Below are 17,426 nucleotides of genomic sequence, written 5' to 3'. Positions count from 1 at the left end.
GAAAGCCCCCGTCAGGGGGCTTTTTTCATTGGCTGGCCCGAGCGGCCAATTCGCAGGAGCATGACATGTCCCATTCGATGGCCGATCCGGCAGCCTTGCCCGATGTGGCAGCCGTTCTCGCGTTCTGGCGCGAGGCGGGCCCCGCCCGCTGGTATGCCAAGGACGAGGAATTCGATCGCACATTCACCATGCGCTTCGAAGCCGCGCACATGGCGGCGGCGCGCGGAGAATTGATGTCCTGGTCCGGCAGCGCCGAAGGCGTGCTGGCATTGCTGATCCTGCTGGATCAATTCCCGCGCAACGCCTATCGCGGAACCGGGCACATGTTTGCCACCGACGGGCTGGCGCGGCAGGTCTGCGAGCAGGCCATCGCGGCCGGACTGGACCGGCAGGGGCCGGAAGATTTGCGGCAGTTCTATTACATGCCGCTCGAACACGCCGAAGACCTGGCGGCTCAGGAACAGTGTGTCAGGCTGATGGCGCCGTTACACGCCGAAACCTTGCGTTGGGCGGAAATTCACCGCGATATTATTGCTCGCTTCGGACGTTTCCCACATCGAAATACTGTCCTGGGTCGTGTCACGACCGCCGAGGAACAGCAGTTCCTGGACCAGGGCGGATTTGCCGGATAAAGGCTGCATATATTCAGTGGTGATGCTGAAAAACAGCGTTTTTTGGCCGAGTTCCGCCAATTTTGTATGCTGTTGTAACCTCGCCTTTTCGTGTGGAATTCTCCGATTTCAACGGGCTTGTCGTGAGGGCTGCCTGCGCATGTTCATGCCCGTTGGGGCAGGTCCGTTTGGCGCATAAGGCCGATTGACCTGTCGGGGCATCACTCCTACACTGAACCGGCGAGATCTTCAAGCGACGCGGTGTCTTGTGTTCTGGTCGCCATAGCTCCGTTTTGCGGGGGCAATTCCTTGATTATCTGGCGCCCCGAGCAATCGCTCTAAACAGGTTCAAGGACATTTCATGGCAACCGGTATCGTCAAGTGGTTCAATGCCGAAAAGGGCTATGGATTCATCATGCCCGATGACGGCAGTAAAGATCTTTTCGCACATTATTCCGAGATCCGCAGCGAAGGCTACAAATCGCTGCAGGAGAATCAGCGCGTATCCTTCGAGGTGGGACAAGGGCCCAAGGGGCCAAGCGCCAAGAACATAAAAGTCATCGCCTGACGGCCCGTTGTCGCCGCGGCCGGCGCAGTTCCGGCGGGCCGCACGAAAAAAGCCCCATTGCCTTGCGGCAATGGGGCTTTTTGTCGCGTGGCGCGATCAGTGCGAAGGGTGCGCGCCGTGGTGCCCGGCGGACTGGCTGGTCAGGCGGTCCACATACGCGATGCCGATCGCCGACAGGATGAAGACCACGTGGATGATGGTCTGCCACATCACGCCTGTTTCGGTGAAGCGGGAATTGGGCGAGCCCAGGTTGCTCGCCTCGATGAAGGTGCGCAGCAGGTGGATCGACGAGATGCCGATGATGGCCATGGCCAGCTTGACCTTGAGCACGCTGGCGTTGACGTGGCTGAGCCACTCCGGCTGGTCGGGATGGCCTTCCAGGCGCAGGCGCGAGACGAAGGTTTCGTAGCCGCCGACGATGACCATCACGAGCAGGTTGGAGATCATGACCACGTCGATCAGGCCCAGCACGATGAGCATGATTTCCTGCTCGCCGAAGGACAGGGTGTGGGTGACCAGGTGCCACAACTCCTTCAGGAAGAGCAGCACGTATACGCCCTGGGCGACGATCAGGCCCAGGTAGAGCGGCAGCTGCAGCCAGCGCGAACTGAAGATCAGCGCGGGCAGCGGGCCGAGGCGGGGTTCTTGGATGGGATGCATGGGAGGTTTGCGAGCCATGGTTGTGTGGAGAATTTGGGCGGGCGAAATTCTACCGTCCCCGGATGCGCCATGCGCGGCCCGCCGCGGCTGCCCGCCGCGGCTGCCCGCCGCGCGGTCCACGGGGCGGCCGGCGGGGCGCTCCGGTCCCTGGCGAGTTTCCGGTAAAATGACCTGTTTATCCGCTACATCATCTCCCTCTTTCTCGGAAAATAGGTCTCTTAATGCAGCCTGTGGTTGAAACCCTCTCCGGCCTGGAGCGCCGTGTTGATCTGGCCGTCTCGGTCGCCGAAGTCGAAAAGGAAGTCCAGGCGCAATTGAAGCGCGTGGGCCGCACGGCCAAGGTCGCCGGCTTTCGCCCCGGCAAGGCGCCGCTGGCCATGCTCGAGCGCAGCCATGGCCCCGGCATCCGCTACGACGTGATCAACAGCCTGGTCGGCCGCGCTTTCGAACAAGCCGTCGACGGCGCCAAGCTGCGCGTCGCCGGCTCGCCCACCCTTACTCCCAAGACCGAAGGCGTCGCCGACGACACGCTGGCGTTCACCGCCACGTTCGAGGTGTACCCGGAAATCACCGTACCGGACCTGTCGGCGCTGGCCGTCACCCGCTACGACACCCAGGTCACCGACGCCGAAGTCAACCAGACGCTCGACGTGCTGCGCAAGCAGCGCGCCCAGTTCGAAACCCGCGAAGGCCGCGCCTCGCAGGACGGCGACCGCGTCGTGCTGGACTTTGCCGGCACCATCGACGGCGTGCCCTTCGAAGGCGGCAAGGCCGAGGACTTCCCGTTCGTGCTGGGCCAGGGCCGCATGCTGCCCGAGTTCGAGGAAGCCGCGCGCGGCCTGAAGGCCGGCGAGAGCAAGGTCTTCCCGCTCAAGTTCCCTGACGACTACCAGGGCAAGGAAGTCGCCGGCAAGACGGCCGAGTTCACCATTACGGTCAAGGAAGTCGCCGAAGGCGTGCTGCCCGAGGTCGATGCCGAATTCGCCAAGTCGCTCGGCCAGGCCGAAGGCGATGTCGAAAAGCTGAAGGCCGACATCCGCACCAACATCGAACGCGAGGTCAAGGCGCGCCTGCAAGGCCGCACCAAGGGCAGCGTGATGGACGCGCTGGTCGAGGCCGGCAAGTTCGACGTGCCCAAGGCGCTGGTCGACAGCGACGTGGAAGGCCGTATCGCGGCTGCCCGCGAAGAGCTCAAGCAGCGCGGCGTGCCCAATGCGGATTCCGTGCCGATGCCGGCCGAAGTGTTCTCGACCGAGTCCGAGCGCCGCGTGCGCCTGGGGTTGCTGGTCTCGGAGCTGGTCAAGCAGGCTCAGCTGCAGGCCAAGCCCGAGCAGGTGCGCGCGCGCATCGAAGAGTTCGCGCAGAATTACGAGCAGCCGGCCCAGGTCGTCAGCTACTACCTGGCCGACCGCCAGCGCCGCGCTGAAATCGAGGCGATCGTGCTCGAGGACAACGTGGTCGCCCACGTGCTCGAGAACGCCAAGGTCGCCGACGAGAAGGTGCCTTTTGATCAGTTGATGGGGATGGCATAACCATGCAGCGTTTCACCGATTTCTATGCGGCAATGCACGGCGGGTCGTCGGTGACGCCCACCGGCCTGGGCTACATCCCGATGGTCATCGAGCAATCGGGCCGGGGCGAGCGTGCCTATGACATTTACTCGCGGCTGTTGCGTGAACGCCTGATCTTCCTGGTCGGGCCGGTCAACGACAACACGGCCAACCTGGTCGTGGCCCAGTTGCTGTTCCTGGAATCGGAGAACCCCGACAAGGACATCTCGTTCTACATCAACTCGCCCGGCGGGTCGGTGTACGCGGGCATGGCCATCTACGACACCATGCAGTTCATCAAGCCCGATGTGTCGACGCTGTGCACCGGGCTGGCCGCCAGCATGGGCGCGTTCCTGCTGGCGGCGGGGAAGAAGGGCAAGCGGTTCACGCTGCCCAACTCCCGCATCATGATTCACCAGCCCTCGGGCGGAGCCCAGGGGCAGGCCAGCGATATCCAGATCCAGGCGCGCGAAATCCTGGACCTGCGCGAGCGCCTGAACCGCATCCTGGCCGAGAATACCGGCCAGCCGGTCGAGCGCATTGCGGTAGACACCGAGCGTGACAACTTCATGTCCGCCGAAGATGCGGTATCGTATGGTCTGGTGGACAAGGTTCTGACCTCTCGCGCGCAGACCTGATCGGCGCGCTTGCAGGACCCTGGCACTGCCGTCATGTTCGATAAGCGTTGATCGCGCTGGCCGTCACCCGGCCGGCGCGTCTTCACCAGAGATACGAAACACTTATGCCTGAAAAAAAGGGATCGGCAGACGCAAAAGTGCTGCATTGCTCGTTTTGCAACAAGAGCCAGCACGAAGTCCGCAAGCTGATTGCAGGTCCTTCGGTATTCATCTGCGATGAATGCATAGACCTGTGCAACGACATCATCCGCGAGGAAGCGCAAGCTACCGCGCGCGCGGCCATTCGCTCCGAGCTGCCCACCCCGGCCGAAATCAAGACCTTTCTCGACCAGTACGTGATTGGCCAGACCAGCCCCAAGCGCATGCTGGCGGTGGCGGTCTACAACCACTACAAGCGTATCCGCCACGGCGAGATCAAGGGCGACGAGGTCGAGCTCTCCAAGAGCAACATCATGCTGATCGGCCCGACCGGGTCGGGCAAGACGCTGCTGGCGCAAACGCTGGCGCGCATGCTCAACGTGCCGTTCGTCATGGCCGACGCCACGACCCTGACCGAAGCCGGCTACGTGGGCGAGGACGTCGAGAACATCATCCAGAAGCTGTTGCAGAACTGCAACTACGATGTCGAGAAGGCGCAGCGCGCCATCATCTACATCGATGAGATCGACAAGATTTCGCGCAAGTCCGACAACCCGTCGATCACCCGCGACGTGTCGGGCGAGGGCGTGCAGCAGGCGCTGCTCAAGCTGATCGAAGGCACGGTCGCTTCGGTGCCCCCGCAAGGCGGCCGCAAGCATCCCAACCAGGACTTCGTCCAGGTCGACACGACGAACATCCTGTTCATCGTGGGCGGCGCTTTCGACGGCCTGGAAAAGGTCATCCGCGACCGCACCGAGAAATCCGGTATCGGGTTTTCGGCGGCGGTGCGAGCCAAGTCCGAGCGCGGCGTGGGCGAGCTGTTCAGCGAGGTCGAGCCCGAGGACTTGATCAAGTTCGGCCTGATCCCCGAACTGGTCGGCCGCCTGCCCGTGGTCGCCACGCTGGACGAGCTGGACGAGGCCGCGCTGGTGCAGATCCTGACCGAGCCCAAGAACGCGCTGGTCAAGCAGTTCCAGAAGCTGTTCGCCATGGAAGGCGCGGAGCTCGACGTGCGTCCGGATGCGCTGAAGGCGATTTCCCGCAAGGCGCTCAAGCGCAAGACGGGGGCGCGCGGCTTGCGTTCGATCCTGGAGGGCTCGCTGCTGGACACCATGTATGACCTGCCGTCGCAAGGCAACGTCAGCCGCGTGGTGCTCGAAGCCAATGCCGTCGAAGGTGACGGCAAGCCCCTGCTGATCTACGCCGACGAATCCGAAGCCGCCTCTGGCGAGAAGGCCGGGCGTGGCGAGGTCCGCGACGCGGCGGCTTGATTTTCAATCCCGACCGCCATTGCAAGAAAACCCGTTTGTAACGGGTTTTTTTGCATCTTCACGCTATCCGGATGCCGAGCGCTTGAATTTTCGGCTATTGTTCCCATATCAGACGTAACCGACGTGGAGACTTGGGTCTGCCCTTGCCCCGTCCCCCATTACGCCGAGTCATACCGAGGAACCCCCCTATGTCTGCCAGTCAGACCCTGTCTTCCGACCCGATTGACCTGCCGTTGTTGCCGCTGCGCGATGTTGTCGTGTTTCCGCACATGGTTATTCCGCTGTTTGTCGGCCGCCCGCGCTCGATCCGCGCGCTGGAGGTGGCGATGGAAGCGGGCAAGAGCATCATGCTGGTGGCACAGAAGTCCGCCGGCAAGGATGACCCGACGCCCGAGGACGTTTATGAGATCGGCTGCGTGGCGAGCATCCTGCAGATGCTCAAGCTGCCCGACGGCACCGTCAAGGTGCTGGTCGAGGGCACCCAGCGCGCCCGCATCGACAGCATCGAAGACGTCGATTCGCACTTCACCTGCCAGGTGACGCCGATCGAGCCCGACACCCTGCAGGGTTCGGAGACCGAGGCGCTGCGCCGCGCGATCGTCGCGCAGTTCGAACAGTATGTGAAGCTGAACAAGAAGATTCCGCCCGAGATCCTGACCTCGCTGGCCGGTATCGACGACGCCGGCCGCCTGGCCGACACCATCGCCGCGCATCTGCCGCTCAAGCTGGAGCAGAAGCAGAAGATGCTCGAGGTCGTCGTGACCGCCGAGCGCCTGGAAGGGCTGCTGACCCAGCTGGAAACCGAGATCGACATCCTGCAGGTCGAGAAGCGGATCCGCGGGCGCGTCAAGAAGCAGATGGAGAAAAGCCAGCGCGACTACTACCTGAATGAGCAGGTCAAGGCCATTCAGAAGGAGTTGGGCGAGGGCGAGGAAGGCGCCGACATCGAAGAGCTCGAGAAGAAGATCATCGCCGCGCACATGCCCAAGGAGGCGCGCAAGAAGGCCGATGGCGAGCTCAAGAAACTTAAGCTGATGTCGCCCATGTCGGCGGAAGCGACGGTGGTGCGCAACTACATCGATACGCTGATCAACCTGCCCTGGAAGAGAAAGAGCAAGATCAACAACTCGATCGGCAATGCCGAGCGCGTGCTCGACGACGACCACTACGGGCTGGAAAAGGTCAAGGAACGCATTCTCGAATACCTGGCCGTGCAGCAGCGCGTGGACAAGGTCAAGGCGCCGATCCTGTGCCTGGTCGGCCCCCCGGGCGTGGGCAAGACCTCGCTCGGCCAGTCGATCGCCAAGGCGACCAACCGCAAGTTCGTGCGCATGGCGCTGGGCGGCGTGCGCGACGAGGCCGAGATCCGGGGCCACCGCCGGACCTATATCGGTTCGATGCCGGGCAAGATCCTGCAGAACATGTCCAAGGTCGGCGTGCGCAACCCGCTGTTCCTGCTGGACGAGATCGACAAGCTGGGCATGGACTTCCGTGGCGATCCGTCGTCGGCGCTGCTCGAGGTGCTCGATCCGGAACAGAACCACACGTTCCAGGACCACTACATCGAGGTCGACTTCGACCTGTCCGATGTGATGTTCGTGGCCACCAGCAATACCTTGAACATTCCGCCGGCCCTGCTGGACCGGATGGAAGTGATCCGCCTGTCCGGCTACACCGAGGAAGAGAAAATCCACATCGGCCGCGACCACTTGCTGCCGAAGCTGATGAAGAACAACGGCGTCAAGGACAACGAGCTGACGGTCGACGACTCCGCGCTGCGCGACATCGTGCGCTACTACACCCGCGAGGCGGGCGTGCGGGCGCTGGAGCGCGAGGTCGGCAAGATCTGTCGCAAGGTCGTCAAGCAGCTGCTGATCAAGAGCGATGAAGCCAAGGCGGCCGGCAACAAAGCCGCCGAGGCGCAAACGGTGCTGGTCAACGGCGACAACCTCAGCGATTACCTGGGCGTGCGCCGCTATACCTTCGGCATGGCCGAAAAGGAAAACCAGATCGGCCAGGTGACCGGCCTTGCGTGGACCGAAGTGGGCGGCGATCTGCTCACCATCGAGGTCGCGGACATGCCCGGCAAGGGCAATATCCAGCGCACCGGTTCGCTGGGCGACGTCATGAAGGAGTCGGTCGAGGCTGCGCGCACCGTGGTGCGCTCGCGGGCGCGCCGCCTGGGTTTCGCCGACAGCGTGTTCGAGAAGCACGACATGCACGTCCACGTGCCCGAGGGCGCCACGCCCAAGGATGGCCCGTCGGCGGGTATCGCCATCACCACCGCCATGGTATCGGCGCTGTCGCGCATTCCGGTGCGCGCCGATGTCGCCATGACGGGCGAGATCACGCTGCGCGGCGAGGTGTTGCCCATCGGCGGCCTGAAGGAAAAGCTGCTGGCCGCGCATCGTGGCGGCATCAAGACGGTGCTGATTCCCGAGGAGAACGTCAAGGATCTGGCCGAGATCCCGGATAACGTGAAGAACTTCCTCGAGATCGTTCCGGTGCGCTGGATCGACAAGGTGCTGGAGCTTGCGCTGGAGCGCATGCCCGAGCCCCTGTCCGAGGAAGAGGCTGTCAAGGAAGCCATCGTGGCCAAGCCCACGGAGGCCGGCGCCGTCGATCCGGTCATGAAGCACTGAGCCGACGCCGGCCCAGGCCGGCGGCCAGCGACCCGCAAACCGGGCCCGGATATTCCGGGCCCGGTTTTTTTTCCGGCTTCAGTCGTCGCCGAAGCAATGCAGCGCGACTTCGCGAAAGCGCTGCGCCGCGGCGCTGGATGGCTCGGGCAGCAGCAGGGCCAGGCCGATTTCGGCCGCCGGCGACACGTCGGCGATGGCCCGGTAGGCCACGCGCGGGCTGGGGTTGTATTGCATGACAGCCGGCACCAGCGCCACGCCCAGGCCGCTTTCGACCAGCGACAGCACGGTCTGCACCTGCGTGGCTTCCTGCGTGACCCTGGGCAGGAATCCGGCCCGCTGGCAGGCCAGCATGGCCGTGGCGTGCAGGCCGGCGGCGTCCTCGCGGGAATAGAACACGAAGGATTCGGTCGCCAGCTCTTCCATCCTGACCTCGGCCTTCTGCGCCAGCGGGTTGCCCAGCGGCAGGGCCGCGACGAAGTCTTCCGCCAGCAGCGGCGCCAGGCGCGCGCGCGACGGCGTCAGCAGCGGCGTGCGCACCAGCCCGACATCGAGGTCGCCGCTGTCGACGCGCTCGGCGATGCGCACCGAGGTGCCTTCCTTGAGCACCAGCTCGACGCCGGGATACTCGGCGCGGAACAGCCGCACGATGCGCTGCAGCACGCCGTTGGTCGTGGAGCCCACAAAGCCCACTTTCAGGGCGCCGCCGGTACCCGACGAGGCGGCGCGCGCCGCCGCCAGCAACTGGGCATTATGAAACAGCAGCCGGCGCGCCTCCGCCAGGGCCGCATGCCCGCCTGGCGTGAGCGAGACGCCGCCCGAGCCGCCGCGCTCGAACAGGCGGGTGCCAAGCTCGGCCTCGAGTTTCTGGATGGCCACCGTCAGCGGCGGCTGGGTCATGTGCAGCCGGTCGGCGGCACGCCGGAAATTCAGCGTCTCGCCCAGGGTCACGAACTGGCGTATCCGCCGCAAGTCCAGCATGGGGTCGGCGGGCGCGTCGCCCGCGCCAGGCGGCCTGGTCGGCTCGGTCATGGGAGCACCTTCGGGGTAGGCGATGCGTTCTCAATATCGCATTGGCTGAGTTGATACCTGGATGGCATGCGAGCAGTTCCCCTGATCAGCGGAAATCAGCGGATAGAAGTGTAGATCACCGAATATTTGATATGCAACGTATATCAAATTTGATAGAAATAATATTAGACGAGGGTGGGATACCGTTCCTAAGATGAGCGCCAACGAATCATGGAGGCGACACAGACATGGACACGGCGCTCGGACACATCAAGGTCCTGGACCTGACCCGCATCCTGGCCGGCCCCTGGGCGACCCAGACGCTGGCGGACATGGGCGCGGAGGTGATCAAGGTCGAACGTCCCCGAGTGGGCGATGACACCCGCGCCTGGGGGCCGCCGTTCCTGAAGGACAACGAGGGGCACGAGACCGCCGATTCGTCCTATTTCCTGGCCGCCAACCGCGGCAAGAAATCCATCACGGTGGACCTGGCGCACCCGGACGGCCAGGCCCTGATCCGCGACCTGGCGGCCACGGCCGACGTGGTGGTGGAAAACTACAAGGTCGGGACCCTGGCGCGCTACGGCCTGGACTATGAAAGCCTGAAAGCGATCAACCCCCGGCTGGTGTATTGCTCGATCACGGGCTTCGGCCAGGACGGTCCCTACGCCTCGCTGCCGGGCTACGACTTCGTCTTCCAGGGCATGGGCGGGTTGATGAGCATCACCGGCCAGCCGGAAGGCACGCCGGGCGACGAGCCCATGAAGGTCGGCATTGCCATCAGCGACCTGCTGACGGGCATGTATGCCACGACGGCCATCCTGGCCGCTCTGGAGCGCCGGCACGTCAGCGGGCTGGGGCAGCATGTCGACATGTCGCTGCTCGATTGCGTGGTCAGCATCAGCTCGTATCAGGCCATCAACCACTTCCTGTCGGGCAAGATTCCGCGGCGCATGGGCAATGCCCACTCGAACATGGTGCCGTACCAGGTATTCCGCTGCAAAGAGGGCGACGTCATCGTGGCGGTGGGCAACGACGGCCAGTACCGCGCCCTGTGCAAGCTGATCGAGCGCGACGACCTGGCCACCGACGAACGCTACGCCACGCCCGGCCAGCGCAACCGCAACCGCGACACGCTCATTCCCGAAATTGCCCAGGCCATGCTGGCGCGCACCATGCAGGAGTGGGTCGCGCTCATGGAAGCCGCCAACGTGCCATGCGGTCCCATCTACAACATGCAGCAGATGTTCGAAGACCCGCACGTGCAGCATCGCGGCATGCGTCTGTCATTGCCGCACAGCGCCGGCGTGCAGGCGCCGGCGGTGGCCAGCCCCATACGCCTGTCCGACACCCCGATCCAGTACGGCCGTTCCGCTCCGTTGCTGGGCGAGCACACCGACAGCGTGCTGGCCGAGCGGCTGGGCCTGGCGCCGGCGCGCATTGCCGAATTGCGGGCGCGGGGCGCGATCTGAGCCGGCGCGCCATCGCCGCGCCCCGGCGGTTTTCCCGTGTTTCACCAAACAAGAAAGGAGACAGTATGCTGCGTCACACATTCATCCGCGCGGCCCTGGCGGCCGCGTTGGCGGTCTGCGCCGCAGGCGCGCAGGCCCAGGCCAAGCCCTCGTCGATCCGGCTGGTGGTGCCGTATCCGGCCGGCGGCGCCGCCGACCAGATCGCCCGGCTGGTAGCCAACGATGCCGGCGCCATCCTGGGCACGCCCATCGTCATCGAGAACAAGGGCGGCGCGGGCGGCATGATCGCCGCCGAATCCGTCCTGCAGGCGGCGCCGGACGGCGCGACCTTCTTCGTGGGCTCCAACGCGCCCATCGTCATCAACCAGGCCATCTACGAGAAGATGTCCTACGACCCCGCCAAGGACTTCGTTCCCGTCGCCGGCATGGGCAAGGCGCCGCTGTTGCTGGTGACGCGCAAGGACCTGGGCACCGCCGACGTGAAGGCGCTGGCCGAACTGGGCAAGCGCGAGGCCGGCAAGCTGACCATGGGCTCGGCCAGCAACGGCAACATCACGCACCTGGCGGGCGAGTACGCCGCCAGCCAGCTGGGCTTCAAGGTGACGCACGTGCCGTTCAAGGGCAGCGCGCCCGCCATCACCAGCCTGATGGGCGGAAACATCGACATCATGTTCGACGCCTTGCCGTCATGCATGGCCCAGGCCGGGTCGGGCCGCATCGTGCCGCTGGCGATCCTGGATGACCAGCGTTTTCCGCAGCTGCGGGACGTGCCCACCGCGAAGGAACTGGGTTATCCCGGCCTGGAGGCCGCGGCGTGGTTCGGCGTGATGGCGCGCGCCGGCACGCCCGATGCGTCCATCGACGCCATGAACAAGGCGATCAACCAGGCATTGCAGAAGCAGGAATTGATCGACAAGCTGCGCCGCATCGGCGCGCAGCCCATGCCCGGCTCGCAACAGGATTTCGCCCGCTTCATCGATGCCGAGCGCAAGCAGTGGGTGCCGTTGGCCAAGTCGCTTGGCGTGCGGGCGGATTGATGCCATGAAAAAGACCAGCTTCGATTCCATCGCAGCCCTCAAGGCCTTTGTCGGACAGCCGGCAGCCGTGGGCCAGCCTATCGTCGTCGACCAGTCGGCCATCGATACGTTCGGCGAAGTCGTGCATGACCGCCAGTGGATCCATGTGGATCCGGTCCGGGCCGCGGCCGAGTCGCCGTTCGGCACCACCATTGCCCATGGCTTGCTCACGCTGTCGCTGATCACGGGGTGGTACCACCAACTGTTCGAGTTTCCCGGCCGCAAGCTGGCGTTGAACTATGGCTTCGACAAGGTGCGGTTTCCGGCGCCGGTGCCCAGCGGTTCGGCCCTGGTCGGCAGTTTCCGCCTGGCGCGCGTCGACGACCTGGGGCCGGACGAAGCGCGGTGCCTGTGGCAGGTGGACGTGCGCGTGGCGGGCGCCGAGCGGCCAGCGATGGTGGCCGAGTGGCTGATGCAACTGCGCTATTGAGCGCACGGCAGGAGTGACCATGTCCGTACTGGAGATTTCCCGCGTCGGCGCCTGCGCCGTGCTGACCTTGAACCGGCCGGCCGCGCGCAATGCGCTCGATATGGCATTGCGCGACGCCCTGGCCAAGGCGCTGCCCGAGATCCGCGACGATGCGACGGTGCGCGCGGTGGTGCTGACCGGCGCCGGCGGGCATTTCTGCGCCGGCGGCGATATCCGCGCCATTGCGGCCGGGCAGGGCAGCGCCGACGTATTCGAAGGCCGCAACCGCATCCTGAGCATGCAGCGCTGGTTCGACGAACTGGTGGATCTGGAGAAACCGGTCATCGCCGCGGTCGACGGCGTGGCCTTCGGCGCGGGCCTGTCATTGGCGCTGGCCGCCGATTTCGTCCTGGCCTCGCCACGCGCGACCTTCTGCGCCGTGTTCGCGCGCCTGGGCTATGTGCCGGACCTGGGCGGCATGTATCTGCTGCCGCGGGCGGTGGGCCTGGCGCGCGCCAAGGCGCTGGCGTTTTCCGCCCGGGTGGTCGGCGCCTCCGAGGCGCTGGACCTGGGCATCGCGCACCAGCTGGTCGAAGGCCGGCCGACGCTCGATGCCGCCCTCGAGCTGGCCGGTCGCTTCGAGCAGGCGCCGGCCGGCGCGCTGGGCATCATCAAGTCGGTGATGAACCACGCGTTCGAGTCCGACCGCCGCACCGTTTACATGCAGGAAGCGCTGGCGCAGGCGTTGTGCCGCGAGAGCGCCTTTCACCAAGAGGCGGCGCGCCGCTTCCTCGACAAGCAGGCGCCGCTGTACCACTGGCCCCAGGAGCAACAATGACCGAGCATTCCCAAGCCGCACCCGCGCTGCTGCCGCAGCAGGAGTATTTCGCGCATCTGGCCGACGGCCGCTTCATGATCCAGCGTTCGCGCAGCAGCGGCGAATATGTGTTCTTCCCGCGCGTGGCCGCGCCGCGCACCGGCGCGCAAGACCTGGAGTGGGTGGCGGCCTCGGGGCTGGGCACGGTCTACGCCACCACGGTCATGCGCGTGCGGCCGCCGGCCGCGCCCTACAACGTCTGCCTGGTCCAGCTTGAGGAAGGTCCGCGCATGATGAGCCGCGTCGAGGGCATCGGCCCCGAGGAGGTGCGGGTCGGAATGGCGGTGCGTGCGCGCATCGTCCGCGACGACGCCGGCGAGCCGCTGGTGGTATTCGAGCCGGCCGGCGCCGCTCAGGGGAGGGCGGCACAATGACCCAGGAACGCTTTCCGCGCGGCAAGACCGCGATCGTTGCTTCCGCCACCTATGGCATCGGTGAATCGCCCGGCCTGTCGTCGCTGGACCTGGCCGTGCGCGCCAGCGTGCAGGCGCTGGGCGACGTGGGCTTGACGCCGGCCGATGTCGACGGCCTGTTCATCGGCCTGCCCGACGATTTCGTGTCGGGCCTGAGTTTCACGGAGTACCTGGGCATCTCGCCACGCCTGACCGACAACAACCGCACCGGCGGCTCGTCCTTCCTGACCCACGCGATTCACGCTGCCCTGGCGCTGGATGCGGGCCTGTGCGACGTGGCGCTCATCGCGTACGGCAGCAACCAGCGCAGTGGCGCCGGCAAGCTGGTCAGCTCGATGCGTCCATCTCCCTACGAGGGAGCGTACAAGCTGGCGCGTCCGGTTGGCGCCTATGCGCTGGCGGCCTCGCGCTACGCGGCGCAGTATGGCTTGAAGAAAGAGCAGCTGGGCGCCGTGGCGCTGGCGGCACGGCAGTGGGCGCAGAAGAATCCCGAGGCCTACATGCGCGCGCCGCTGACCATGGAGGAATACCTGGCGTCGCGCCTGGTGTGCGACCCGTTCTCGGTGCGCGACTGCTGCCTGGTCACCGACGGCGCCGCCGCCGTGGTGATGGTGCGCGCCGATCGCGCCCGGGACCTGGCGGCGCGGCCGGCCTATCTGCTGGGCGGGGCCGCCGCGGCCTGGCACAAGGACATCACCAACATGCCGGACCTGACGGTGACCGCCGCCTCGCTCAGCGGCCCGCGCGCCATGGCGCAGGCGGGCGTGACGCCGGCCGACATCGACGTGCTGGAGCTCTACGACGCGTTCACCCTGAACACCATTCTGTTTCTCGAAGACCTGGGCTTCTGCGCCAAGGGCGAGGGCGGCGCCTTCGTCGAGGGCGGCCGCATCGCGCCGGGCGGAGCCTTGCCTGTCAATACCAACGGCGGCGGACTGTCGTGCGTGCATCCCGGCATGTACGGCCTGTTCACCATGGTGGAGGCGGCCCAGCAGCTGGCCGGCGCGGCGGGCGAGCGCCAGGTTCCGGATGCCCGGCTGGCGCTGGCGCACGGCAACGGCGGGGAACTCTCCAGCCAGGCCACGCTGATACTGGGTACCGAGGAAACGATCTGAGCACTTATGAAGGAGACAGCCATGCAGGACAGACTTTTGACGCTGGAGAACCGCCAGGTCATCGTGACCGGAGCGGGGCAGGGCATCGGACGGGCGCTCGCCGCCGCCATCGCGGACCTGGGCGGCAGTGTGGTGGCGGTGGACCTGAATGCCGACGCGCTGGCGGCCCTGCGCGAGGCGCTGGGCCACGAACGCTGCGTCACCGTGGCCGGCAACGTGGCCGATCCAGCGCTGGCGCAGCAGGCGGTGGACGCGGGCGTGGCGGCCTTTGGCGGCGTCAACGGACTGGTCAACAACGCCGGCGTGACCCGCACCGCCATGATCGACAAGATGTCGATCAGCGACTGGCAGCAGGTCATCGACGTGCACCTGTCCGGGTCGTTCTATTTCCTGCAGGCCCTGGGCCGGCATTTGCTGGGCCGCGCCAAGGCGGGCGGCGATGGCGCGGGGGCGATCGTGAACATCTCTTCCGACGCCGGCCGGCGCGGCACCATCGGGCAGATCAACTACGGCGCCGCCAAGGCCGGCGTGCTGGGGCTGACCATGTGCGCGGCGCGCGAATGGGCCAGATACGGCATCCGGACCAACACCGTGGGTTTCGGCGTCGTGGAGACGCCCATGACCGAGACCATACGCGGCGAGAAATTCCGCGATACGTATCTCAGCCAGATTCCGCTGGGCCGCTGGGGCGAGGCCGACGAAGTGGTGCGCCCCGTGTGCTTCCTGCTTTCGGACGCGGCTTCCTATGTGACCGGCCAGCACCTGTCGGTCAACGGCGGCTACACCATCGGACTGTAATCGTGACCGCACTGATAGACCGTTTCGAACTCGCCGAACTGCCGGCGCGGGCGCAGGCGTTTCGCCGGGACGTCCAGGACTTTCTCAAGGCCGAATTACCGCCGCTGCCGGCCGACCGGCGCGCGCGGTCGTGGATGGGCTTTGACGCCGGCTTCAGCCGCAAGCTGGCGGCGCGCGGCTGGGTCGGCGTGACGCTGCCGCGTGCGTATGGCGGCGCCGAAATGGACGCGTTCTCGCGCTTCGTCCTGATCGAGGAGCTGCTGTGCGCCGGGGCGCCGGTGTCGGCCCACTGGATCGCCGACCGGCAAAGCGGTCCCCAGATCCGCAAGTTCGGCAGCGAGGCGCAGCGCAGCTTCTATCTGCCGCGCATTTGCCGTGGCGAGGCCTTCTTCTGCATTGGCATGAGCGAACCGAATTCCGGATCGGACCTGGCCAGCGTGGGTACGCGGGCCACGTCCCGCGCGGACGGCGGCTGGACGCTGTCGGGGCGCAAGATCTGGACCACCAACGCCCAGCACTGCCACTACATGATCGCGCTGGTGCGCACCTCCGGCACGCCGCAGGACCGCAACCAGGGCCTGTCGCAATTCATCGTCGACCTGTCGCTGCCCGGCGTCACCGTGCGGCCGATAGCGGACCTGGCGGGCGACGCGCATTTCTCGGAAGTGTTCTTCGACGATGTGCGGCTGTCCGACGACGCGCTCATCGGCCAGGAGGGCAGCGGCTGGGAACAGGTCACCGCCGAGCTGGCATTCGAGCGCAGCGGCCCCGAACGCATCTATTCCAGCATGGTGCTGCTGGACGGATGGATCCAATGGTTGCGCGACCGCGGCGACGCCTCGCAGGCGGCGGCGGTCGGCCGTTACGCCACCCACCTGGCCGCGTTGCGCGATTTGTCGCTATCGGTGACCGCCAGGCTGGCCGCCGGCGAGAGCCCGGTGGTCGAGGCGGCCCTGGTCAAGGAACTGGGCACTACCTTCGAACAGGAAATACCGGCCGCCATCGAAGCGGCGCTGGGCGCGGACCCGGGCGTCGATATCGACGCCGAATTGCTGCGGGCCTGCGCCTATGTGAATCAGGTATGTCCCACTTACTCGCTGCGGGGCGGCACGCGCGAGATCCTGCGCGGCATGATCGCGCGCGGCCTGGGCCTGCGTTGAAGACGATGGAGCATGACCGCAATGTATAGCGACGCTTTCGAAGATTTGTTGAAGGGCCGGTGCGGGCCGGCCGTGGTGCGCGCCATCGAGGCTGGCGGCGATGTCCAGGCTCTGTGGGACGCCATCGTGCAATCAGGCTTCCTGGATCTCATGGCGCCCGAGCAGGCCGGCGGCGCCGCCGCCGATCTGGCCGATGCCTTGCCCTTGTTCACGGCGCTGGGCGCTTATGCGGTGCCGCTTCCCGTGGGCCAGGCGATTGCGCTGCGCACGCTGTTGCCGGCCGGCGCGGCCGTGCCCGACGGGCTGCCCAGCTTCGCGCCCGCCTTGCGTGTCGGGCCGGATGGGGCGTTGCGCGCGCCGCGCGTACCGTACGGCATGCTGGCGGGCCCGGTGCTGGGCGAGCTGGATGGCGCGCTGTGCCTGCTGGACGCGCGCGCGGCGCGGCGGCGCGACTGCGGCCTGCATGGCGAGCCGACCGCCGACCTGAGCTGGGACGCCGGCGTGCGCCAGGACGCCGTGCGCCGGCTCGGCGACGCGGGCGGCGCGCCGGGCCGTCTGGCGGCCTGGGGAGCGGCGCTGCATGCCGCGTTGCTGACGGGCGCGATGACCCGCTGCTTCGAGATGAGCCTGCAGTATGGCAACGACCGCACGCAGTTCGGCCGCTCCATCGGCAAGTTCCAGGCCATCCAGCACCAGTTGGCGGTCATGGCCGAGCACGTTGCCGCCGCGCGCATCGCCACGGCGGCCGCGTTTCGCGCCGGCCTGGCGCAGCCGGCGTTGCTGCCGGCCGCCATCGCCAAGGCGCGCGCCAGCGAAGCCGCGGCCCTGGCGGCGAACACCGCGCACGCCGTGCACGGCGCCATCGGCGTGACCGAGGAGTACGACCTGCAGCTCTACACGCGCCGGCTGCACGGCTGGCGGCTGGCGCACGGCTCGGAAGCCTATTGGCACCAGGTGATCGGCGCGGCATTGATGGGGAGCGAGGAGGGGGCGGTGCAGTTCGTGCGCGCGCTATGAGCG

Annotated in this window: 17 protein-coding genes; 15 read left to right on the top strand and 2 right to left on the bottom strand. The window is 66.4% G+C overall.

Annotated features, from left to right (window positions below; all coding sequences use genetic code 11):
- Window positions 1-65 precede the first annotated feature (65 nt).
- Both CAL11_RS13390 and CAL11_RS13385 read left to right on the top strand, forming a co-directional pair.
- A complete protein-coding gene (locus CAL11_RS13390; protein WP_086093234.1) occupies window positions 66-632 on the top strand; it encodes a DUF924 family protein in 567 nt (188 codons plus the stop codon).
- A gap of 340 nt (window positions 633-972) precedes the next feature.
- Entirely contained in the window at window positions 973-1,179 is a 207-nt protein-coding gene (locus tag CAL11_RS13385) for a cold-shock protein (protein WP_003812516.1), read from the top strand.
- A 96-nt stretch (window positions 1,180-1,275) separates the two neighbouring features.
- Here CAL11_RS13385 and CAL11_RS13380 read toward each other — a convergent pair whose 3' ends face one another.
- A complete protein-coding gene (locus CAL11_RS13380; RefSeq protein WP_033461463.1) occupies window positions 1,276-1,839 on the bottom strand; it encodes a TIGR00645 family protein in 564 nt (187 codons plus the stop codon).
- Between the two features lie 221 nt (window positions 1,840-2,060).
- Between CAL11_RS13380 and tig the strand changes: the two genes are divergently transcribed.
- From tig to lon, 4 genes are all read left to right on the top strand, one after another.
- On the top strand, window positions 2,061-3,371 hold the full coding sequence (tig, locus tag CAL11_RS13375; protein ID WP_033461464.1) for a trigger factor: 1,311 nt from the start codon (window positions 2,061-2,063) through the stop codon (window positions 3,369-3,371).
- 2 nt (window positions 3,372-3,373) lie between these two features.
- Complete coding sequence (gene clpP / locus CAL11_RS13370) at window positions 3,374-4,027, top strand: ATP-dependent Clp endopeptidase proteolytic subunit ClpP (protein ID WP_003812508.1); 654 nt, start codon at window positions 3,374-3,376, stop codon at window positions 4,025-4,027.
- A 104-nt stretch (window positions 4,028-4,131) separates the two neighbouring features.
- Entirely contained in the window at window positions 4,132-5,436 is a 1,305-nt protein-coding gene (gene clpX, locus CAL11_RS13365) for an ATP-dependent Clp protease ATP-binding subunit ClpX (protein WP_033461468.1), read from the top strand.
- Between the two features lie 188 nt (window positions 5,437-5,624).
- Entirely contained in the window at window positions 5,625-8,078 is a 2,454-nt protein-coding gene (lon, locus tag CAL11_RS13360) for an endopeptidase La (protein ID WP_086093233.1), read from the top strand.
- A 78-nt stretch (window positions 8,079-8,156) separates the two neighbouring features.
- Here the strand turns inward: lon and CAL11_RS13355 are convergent, their stop codons facing one another.
- Window positions 8,157-9,056, bottom strand: a complete 900-nt coding sequence (locus CAL11_RS13355; RefSeq protein ID WP_347876369.1) for a LysR family transcriptional regulator — start codon at window positions 9,054-9,056, stop codon at window positions 8,157-8,159.
- Between the two features lie 278 nt (window positions 9,057-9,334).
- Between CAL11_RS13355 and CAL11_RS13350 the strand changes: the two genes are divergently transcribed.
- From CAL11_RS13350 to CAL11_RS13310, 9 genes are all read left to right on the top strand, one after another.
- Window positions 9,335-10,558 (top strand): CaiB/BaiF CoA transferase family protein, encoded by a 1,224-nt coding sequence (locus tag CAL11_RS13350; RefSeq protein ID WP_086093231.1) that lies wholly within the window; start codon window positions 9,335-9,337, stop codon window positions 10,556-10,558.
- A 65-nt stretch (window positions 10,559-10,623) separates the two neighbouring features.
- On the top strand, window positions 10,624-11,595 hold the full coding sequence (locus CAL11_RS13345; RefSeq protein WP_086093230.1) for a Bug family tripartite tricarboxylate transporter substrate binding protein: 972 nt from the start codon (window positions 10,624-10,626) through the stop codon (window positions 11,593-11,595).
- Between the two features lie 4 nt (window positions 11,596-11,599).
- The gene (locus tag CAL11_RS13340) at window positions 11,600-12,064 is read left to right on the top strand and encodes a MaoC family dehydratase (protein ID WP_033461479.1); all 465 of its coding nucleotides are present in this window, start codon (window positions 11,600-11,602) and stop codon (window positions 12,062-12,064) included.
- Window positions 12,065-12,077: 13 nt separating this feature from the next.
- Window positions 12,078-12,881, top strand: a complete 804-nt coding sequence (locus tag CAL11_RS13335) for an enoyl-CoA hydratase/isomerase family protein (RefSeq protein ID WP_080699670.1) — start codon at window positions 12,078-12,080, stop codon at window positions 12,879-12,881.
- Complete coding sequence (locus tag CAL11_RS13330) at window positions 12,878-13,294, top strand: Zn-ribbon domain-containing OB-fold protein (RefSeq protein ID WP_086093229.1); 417 nt, start codon at window positions 12,878-12,880, stop codon at window positions 13,292-13,294. The genes CAL11_RS13335 and CAL11_RS13330 overlap by 4 nt, the downstream gene beginning before the upstream one ends.
- Window positions 13,291-14,448, top strand: a complete 1,158-nt coding sequence (locus CAL11_RS13325; RefSeq protein ID WP_086093228.1) for a thiolase — start codon at window positions 13,291-13,293, stop codon at window positions 14,446-14,448. The genes CAL11_RS13330 and CAL11_RS13325 overlap by 4 nt, the downstream gene beginning before the upstream one ends.
- Before the next feature lie 21 nt (window positions 14,449-14,469).
- Window positions 14,470-15,246, top strand: a complete 777-nt coding sequence (locus tag CAL11_RS13320) for an SDR family NAD(P)-dependent oxidoreductase (RefSeq protein WP_167382494.1) — start codon at window positions 14,470-14,472, stop codon at window positions 15,244-15,246.
- 2 nt (window positions 15,247-15,248) lie between these two features.
- A complete protein-coding gene (locus tag CAL11_RS13315) occupies window positions 15,249-16,406 on the top strand; it encodes an acyl-CoA dehydrogenase family protein (protein ID WP_167382493.1) in 1,158 nt (385 codons plus the stop codon).
- A 21-nt stretch (window positions 16,407-16,427) separates the two neighbouring features.
- Complete coding sequence (locus tag CAL11_RS13310) at window positions 16,428-17,423, top strand: acyl-CoA dehydrogenase family protein (protein WP_086093226.1); 996 nt, start codon at window positions 16,428-16,430, stop codon at window positions 17,421-17,423.
- The last annotated feature ends 3 nt before the right edge of the window (window positions 17,424-17,426 follow it).

Origin of the sequence: Bordetella genomosp. 6, from assembly GCF_002119705.1 — a bacterium.
GTDB lineage: Bacteria > Pseudomonadota > Gammaproteobacteria > Burkholderiales > Burkholderiaceae_B > Bordetella > Bordetella bronchiseptica_F.
The sequence above is the reverse complement of the archived record's forward strand: the minus strand, read 5'-3'. Positions and strand labels throughout refer to the sequence as shown.